The sequence below is a fragment of the Paraburkholderia dinghuensis genome, assembly GCF_003837865.1.
Taxonomy (GTDB): Bacteria; Pseudomonadota; Gammaproteobacteria; order Burkholderiales; family Burkholderiaceae; genus Paraburkholderia; species Paraburkholderia dinghuensis.
Genome location: NZ_RQIS01000003.1, coordinates 389,093 through 395,561, shown reverse-complemented (window position 1 = coordinate 395,561; position 6,469 = coordinate 389,093). Strand labels below are relative to the sequence as shown.

The window sequence follows — 6,469 nt, the reverse complement described above, 5'->3', positions numbered from 1 at the left end:
CTTCGCCCCGAAGAGCAAGGTCAGGCCGCGTCACCGCATCAAGCGCCCACACTTATCGGCTGTAAATTTTTAAAGATCGCATCGCAGGCCCGCCGTCCAACCACTTACTACCCGGCGTTTCCTGCGTCGCTGCGTCAGCAGCAGAGAAACGAGATTATGAAGACTGCCGGGCTTTCTGTCAACAGGTTTTTTACTTCGCTTAACCTGTCCGGCACTACCACCGCCGCCCGCGCACTCACGCCCCTTGGGGCTTCCCGCCTCCCCGCGCTCTCATGGAAAGCGCGAAAGACCGGCATTCTAGTGACCACCGCGCGTTCTTGCAAGCGGTTTTTTAGCAGTCGGAAATACAGGACCGACTTGGCCTTGGCTGTTACGCCTGTCCATCCGGATGATGGCCCAACGTCCGCCCGCCGACCTCGCGAAGCCGCACCGCACGTCGCATAGCCCTGGTGTCCCCGTAGCGCAATCCGATGGCGCGCACGGAACAGACTAGAATATGGGGTTCTCTGCATCCCAACATACAGATTTATGCGCTCGCGAATCGCCAAACGCCTTCCCCCAGACGCCGACAAACTCGTCGGCCTCTCGCTTGCCCTGTTCGCCTCGGGCAGCCGCACCGAAGACCGCTTCTGGGAGGCCAAGCTCGACACGCTGCTCGCGAAGGTCGTGCGCAACGGCAATCAAACCACGCTTGACGCCGCGCTCGATCACCTGCAGCAGAACCACCCGGACGCATATGGCGCTTTGGCCGACATGGCCGAAACCCACAGCGAATCGTTCGTCGTCGAGCACGACGGTACACAATACGAAGCACTGCTCGTCGCCGTACCGGTGCTAGCCTGGACGCGCTATGTCATTCCCTCGGGTCCGTTGAAGGCCGACAATGCCGACGCCTTGCGCACGCACCTGCAAGCCCACGTGCTCGCGAACGGCACCCGCGTCGCGATGGCGCCCTATCTCTACAGCATTGACCAGCTGCCGCGACATCATGTCGAAACCTGGCGTCTCTCCCAGCAACTCGCGCAGGCCGCGTTAAGCGGCGCCACCGCGAAGGTCAGCTCAGGTGAGTTGCCCGAGACCTCGCCGATCCTCGCTGATCCTCGCTTTCTGCTCGCAGTCGTCGCCGCGCCCGTCGGTGCGCCGCTCTTTCGCTGGCAAGAGGAAGAGCACGGCTCCCGCATCGAACGCGGCCAATGCCTCGAGCAGTGGGCAACGCAGGGCGGCGCCAATCTCGCCGTCGTGATGCCTGGCTGCGAGTTCGAGTGCCTGCTGCCCGATGCGTACTACTCGGCCTGTCGGGATGCAGACGAGCGCGTGCGCCCTCACACGATCCGCACCGCTGTCCGATATCTGCTCGACACGATCGGCGCGGCCGCGCAGGACCTGCGAGCCGTCGTCGCAGGCTTCGGAGAACGGCGCATCGACGAATACCGTATCGGTTTCACGCGGCGTGGGAACAACGATGTCCTCTACGGCGTCGTCTGGCCGCTGTACGGCCGCGAGAACGGCGACACCGACATCGATGAAGAGCCGGCCGAGGAAAGCACCAGCAACGGTCCACTCGAGGAGATCGTTGCGCTGCTCAAGGAATCGGGAGTCACTGACATTCGCCGTCATGCTGGCCGCTTCGAGCCGGAATATTGCGATGACTGCGGCGTACCGCTCTATGCGGACCCGCTCGGCGAGATCGTCCACGCCGAGATGCCGGAAGATGCCGAGCCCGTTCAGCCACACTTCCACTGACCCACGCGTCACATTCCTACGCAGTCCCGCCTTCGCGCGGGACTTTTTTTTGCCGTACGTCCTATACCTTCTGGACAGGCCGCCACGGCGCAAGCTTTTTGTCATCATGGTGCAGTTGGTCCCATCCCGTGGCGTGTGCGACACATGCGCCACGTACGTATATTCGAGAGGTCGTCAAAACTGGAGGGCATGTCCATGAGGTTCGCAGTATTCAATCCGGACGCCGAACGGCGAGAAGGGCTTAAGGCGCTGCTCAGGCAAATCGACCGTCGCGCACGCTTCAACGATGCGCCCGACTGGCGAAGCGCCGAGCGCGCAATGCAACGCTTCACGCCAAATCTGTTCGTGGTCGACTGGCATCACGGTATCCGCGCCGGCGAACTCCGGAATTTCGCGAACCGCCACCGCGCGCTGCCCATCGCGGTGCTCGTGGACAGCACAGAGCCGCCGTCGGCCGTCCAGACGCTGCTGGACGAAGGTGCGCGCGGCATCATCCGGCGCACCACCGACTCGATCCTCATCGTCAAGCTGCTCGAACTCGTCCTGCTCGGTGGCGATCACCTGCCCGCCGACGTCCTTCGTGAGCCCTGGCCCTCACCGGTGGCGCAGAAGCGCCAGGATAAAAGCGACACGGCGGCGCGCAAACGGCGGCCCATCGTGCGCCTGTCGCCCCGTCAGGAGCAAATCCTGCGGTGCGTCCACATGGGCAATACGAACAAGATGATCGCCCGCGCACTCGGCATCAGCGAAGGAACCGTCAAGATCCACCTGACGAGCATCTTCCAGCAGCTCGGCGCGCCAAATCGCGCCGCGGCCGTCGCAATCTACAACGGCCTCCTGTCCAACCAGCTGGAGGTGCTGCGCGCTCAGGCCGAGCGGGCGGCCAAGCCAGTGCACGGGCAACACGGGTCGGTGGCATTGCGGCCGTGTGAGCCGCAATCGCTCGGTCATCCGTTGCTGGCAGGCGACACCCCCGAGCCGCTGCCAATGGCCGCGGAGCCTGACTGCCCGTGGGGCACGGCCGGTCTCACGCAGTGCGCCGAAGAAGTCGCCGGAACCGCGGATGCCGACGACACGCCGCCAGCACCAGCACAGCCACACGTTTTGTCGTCCAACGAGTAATATGACGTCATGGGGTTCCTATATACGCCGCTTCCGCTGTGGGCCGTCGTCGGTGGGTGGATTGCCGCCCTCGGGCTGCTCGCGTTCGCGTTATGGAACAACCCATTCAAGCGGCTTCAGGACGCGACGCTCCAGCACGTATGGCTTGCGATAATCGTGGCCGTGTCCGTGCTGTGGGCGAGCAACGCGTGGCTCGAAGATGGCACCGTGCTGCACCTGCTCGGCGCCACCCTCTTGGTGACACTCTTCGACTGGGGCCTCGCGCTAGTCGCGATGGCCGTGGTCGTCGCGCTCGCGGCGCTCGTCTTTGACGCTCCCTGGGACGGCGTCGCGCTCACCTTCCTCGTGTTCGGCGCCGTCCCGGTCGCCATCTCGGCCCTGTTGCAGCGGGCGTGTACTGCCTGGCTGCCACGCAACCTCTTCATGTTCATCGTCGGCCAGGGATTCCTGTCGCCCGCCATTGCCGTATCGGCCGCGGCTTTCCTCGCGCTCGGCACGCACGTCGCGCTAACTGGGGGCTCGATGCTTGCCGTGCCGGCAGGCTATGCATTCAGTGTATTTCTGCTGGCGTCCGGCGAAGCATGGTTTACCGGCATGGCAACCGCACTGATCGCCGTCTACCGACCGGCATGGGTCACCACCTACGACGTGCGCCGCTATCGACTGGGTGGTCCACGCACCTGAAGGCCGCTTCTGTCACGCTTTCCCCGCGTTAAAATACGGCTGCCTCATCGCCCGCGCGACCTTGCGCCGCAGCGGTGCAAACGCGCGTCTTACCACCAATCCGGCGATACCGCGGTAATAATTGTTGCTTCAGGATTGAACTCTCCGACGCGTCGCAGGCTCTTACCGTGCCAGACGTCATACCCCGCTCCTACACTGATCAGATGGACCGCAATTCCGTATCTCACCGGTTGCTACTGACAGCCGGCCGGCTCGCTGCGTGTGCCGCGAGCCTCGTATTCGCGATCGTGCAACCAGTACGGGCTGATCAGCTCGAACAGCACAACGATCTCGTCAACACCTTCGTCACCCAGATGCACGCCGATCCGCTGGTCGCCGACTGCGCCGCGCACGGCAATTTCATCGCCAGCACATCAACGGTGCTCGATCACGTGGAGTTTCCACCGCGTTCCTTCGACAGCGCGCACGCCACCGTGACGCCGTGGAACGACTCATTCGACGAAGGCAAGCAGCGCGTCAAGGTCGACACGATAGTAACCGTTGAGGGTTTCGGCATTCCGCAGAGCAGCAATGAGGCGCCGTACGATCTGAAATTCCGCTGCGGCTACGTCGGCAAACAGATGCTCGCGTTCAGCTGGAACGACCCCGTACCGCCCTCGAAGGCTCGTGGCAACGCGCACGGCAAGACACACGGCAAAGGCAAGGGCAAACATTCATCGAACAAGTCGACCAGCAAGCACGCGACAAAGGCCACCTCGGCCAAACCAGGCCACAAGTCCGCGGCGCCGAGCACCCACGCCAAAGCCAGCACGAAGCAAACGACGTCGAAGAAGAAACAAACGTGACGGCGCAATAATCGCATCAGAACGCCGGGCAATAAAAAAGGGAAGCGATACCAACCGCTTCCCTTTTTTCTGCGCGCGTATGACGTTACGCGAACGTCTCGACGTGATGCAGGATCGCCTGCAGCATCGCGGCGCCGAGCGCGGCGCTGCGCTCGCCGTTCCACCCGACGCGCTCGTCCGGCAAGTTGGCGTTGTCCTTGAACGGCATTTCCAGCGTCAGCGAGAGGCACCCATACGTGTGCCCGATGTACTTCGACGCGAGCTTGAGCGCATCCTCGCGATATCGACTCGCTTCGTAGCCATGCTGGTTCTGGAAGTCCGGGCTCGCAATCCTGAACGCGTCAATGAACGCCTTTTGTTCGACACCCTGCTGCGCGGTAAAGCCCGGCAGCATTTCCGAACCCGCGACGAACACATAAGGCAGCGCCTCGTCGCCGTGGATGTCGAAGAAGAGATCGACGCCCGTTGCTTCGATCGCCTCGCGCACCAACAGCACTTCCGGGCTGCGCTCTGCGTCAGGCTCCATCCATTCGCGGTTCAGATTCGCCCCTGCGGCATTGGTGCGCAGATTGCCGTGCACGCTGCCGTCCGGATTCATATTGGGGACGATGTGAAACACCGCGCGGTCGTAAAGCTTGCGTGCAACAGGGTCCCCCGCCCAGTCGCCCCAGCCGGCGAGACGCTTCACGAGCCCTTCGACGAACCATTCCGCCATCGTCTCGCCGGGATGCTGACGCGCGATGATCCAGACCGTCTTCTTGGGCTTCCCCTCCGGCGTCGTGTCACCCGCCGTGCCGAGCGTGAGCAGCGACATCGGCCGGCCCTCGACGGTCTGGCCAAGTTCGGTGAGCGTCGCGTGCGGCAGTTGCTGCAACGCGCCAAGGAACTCCGAGTGCCGCTCTTCGCTATACGGCTCGAAATAGGCGTAGTAGACGCAGTCGAAATCGGGCGTGTGGTCGATCGTGAGCTTCTGGCCGTCGTAAGAAGTCGGCACGCGGAACCAGTTCACGCGGTCGTAGCTCGCAGCGGCTTGATAGTCGCGCCAGCCTTCTGGAAAGGCGCACGCCGCAGCATTTTCGAACGTCATCACGCAACGCTCGCCGCGCGCACCCGAGAGCCGGAAGTAGAACCATTGCGCGAATTCAGACTGATTGTCGGCACGAACGCGCAGGTGGATGTCGTCGGCGCGCTCGCACGAGAGAACTTCGATCGCGCCCGCGTCGAACTGGCTGGTAATGGAAAGCGTCATGGCTGTTTCCTCGCTCATTCGGCAATGCGCCGGCGAAATACGTAAGTTGAATCGTTCGATGCGTCGGCATCGAATGCATAGCCCTCGGCGTCGAAACCCTTGAGCGCCTCTGGCTCGGCGATGCGATGCTCAACGGCATAACGTGCCATCAGGCCGCGCGCCCGCTTCGCGTGAAAGCTGATGATCTTGTACCGGCCGCCCTTCCAGTCTTCGAAGACCGGCGTGATCACGGGCGCCGCGAGCTTCTTCGGTTTGACTGCCTTGAAATACTCGGTGGACGCGCAGTTCACGATCACGCGCGCTCCCTTGTCGTTACGCTCGAGCTGCGCGTTGAGCGCGTGCGTGATGCGCTCGCCCCAGAACGCATAGAGATCCTTGCCACGCGCATTTTCGAGGCGCGTACCCATTTCGAGGCGATACGGCTGCAGCAGGTCGAGCGGACGGAGCACGCCGTAGAGACCTGAGAGCACGCGCACGTGTTGCTGTGCGTAGTCGAGATCGGCGACATCGAGCGATCTGGCGTCGAAGCCTTCATAGACGTCGCCGTTGAACGCAAGCACGGCCTGCTTCGCGTTGGATTGGCTGAACTCCGTCGACCAGTCGGCGTAACGCTGGAAATTCAGCCGCGCAAGCGGATCGGAGATGCTCATGAGCGTACCAATCTGCTGCGGCGACAGACGACGCAGACCGTCGATCAGTTCGGCTGCGTCATCGACGAAATCGGGGATCGTGTGGGTTTCGACGTGCGCCGGTGTCTCATAGTCGAGCGATTTGGCCGGCGACAGAACGATTATCATAGAGGCTTGCAGGCACGAAAGTGCCGATG

7 protein-coding genes are annotated in these 6,469 nt (G+C 62.8%); 5 read left to right on the top strand and 2 right to left on the bottom strand.

Going from position 1 to position 6,469, the window contains the following annotated elements:
- The 5 genes from D1Y85_RS27300 to D1Y85_RS06395 all read left to right on the top strand — a co-directional run.
- A partial coding sequence (locus tag D1Y85_RS27300; protein ID WP_221410269.1) for a hypothetical protein occupies positions 1-444 on the top strand: 444 nt, incomplete at its 5' end.
- 84 nt (positions 445-528) lie between these two features.
- Complete coding sequence (locus tag D1Y85_RS06410) at positions 529-1,743, top strand: DUF2863 family protein (RefSeq protein WP_124150187.1); 1,215 nt, start codon at positions 529-531, stop codon at positions 1,741-1,743.
- Between the two features lie 195 nt (positions 1,744-1,938).
- Positions 1,939-2,865 (top strand): helix-turn-helix transcriptional regulator, encoded by a 927-nt coding sequence (locus D1Y85_RS06405; RefSeq protein ID WP_124150186.1) that lies wholly within the window; start codon positions 1,939-1,941, stop codon positions 2,863-2,865.
- A gap of 9 nt (positions 2,866-2,874) precedes the next feature.
- Entirely contained in the window at positions 2,875-3,549 is a 675-nt protein-coding gene (locus D1Y85_RS06400) for an energy-coupling factor ABC transporter permease (protein ID WP_124150185.1), read from the top strand.
- A gap of 203 nt (positions 3,550-3,752) precedes the next feature.
- Positions 3,753-4,394 (top strand): BspC domain-containing protein, encoded by a 642-nt coding sequence (locus D1Y85_RS06395; protein ID WP_124150222.1) that lies wholly within the window; start codon positions 3,753-3,755, stop codon positions 4,392-4,394.
- 85 nt (positions 4,395-4,479) lie between these two features.
- Here the strand turns inward: D1Y85_RS06395 and D1Y85_RS06390 are convergent, their stop codons facing one another.
- Entirely contained in the window at positions 4,480-5,643 is a 1,164-nt protein-coding gene (locus D1Y85_RS06390) for a M14 family metallopeptidase (protein WP_124150184.1), read from the bottom strand.
- A gap of 14 nt (positions 5,644-5,657) precedes the next feature.
- Positions 5,658-6,440 carry a peroxide stress protein YaaA gene (yaaA, locus tag D1Y85_RS06385; RefSeq protein ID WP_124150183.1) on the bottom strand — a complete coding sequence of 261 codons (783 nt, stop codon included), beginning with the start codon at positions 6,438-6,440 and terminating at the stop codon, positions 5,658-5,660.
- Positions 6,441-6,469: the final 29 nt, after the last annotated feature.

What these genes read in the sequence shown, in the direction of transcription:
- D1Y85_RS06395 (WP_124150222.1), top strand. Translation starts at nt 3,753, where the DNA reads ATGGACCGCAATTCCGTATCTCACCGGTTGCTACTGACAGCCGGCCGG.
- D1Y85_RS06390 (WP_124150184.1), bottom strand. Translation starts at nt 5,643, where the DNA reads ATGACGCTTTCCATTACCAGCCAGTTCGACGCGGGCGCGATCGAAGTT.
- yaaA (WP_124150183.1), bottom strand. Translation starts at nt 6,440, where the DNA reads ATGATAATCGTTCTGTCGCCGGCCAAATCGCTCGACTATGAGACACCG.
- D1Y85_RS06400 (WP_124150185.1), top strand. Translation starts at nt 2,875, where the DNA reads ATGGGGTTCCTATATACGCCGCTTCCGCTGTGGGCCGTCGTCGGTGGG.
- D1Y85_RS06405 (WP_124150186.1), top strand. Translation starts at nt 1,939, where the DNA reads ATGAGGTTCGCAGTATTCAATCCGGACGCCGAACGGCGAGAAGGGCTT.
- D1Y85_RS06410 (WP_124150187.1), top strand. Translation starts at nt 529, where the DNA reads ATGCGCTCGCGAATCGCCAAACGCCTTCCCCCAGACGCCGACAAACTC.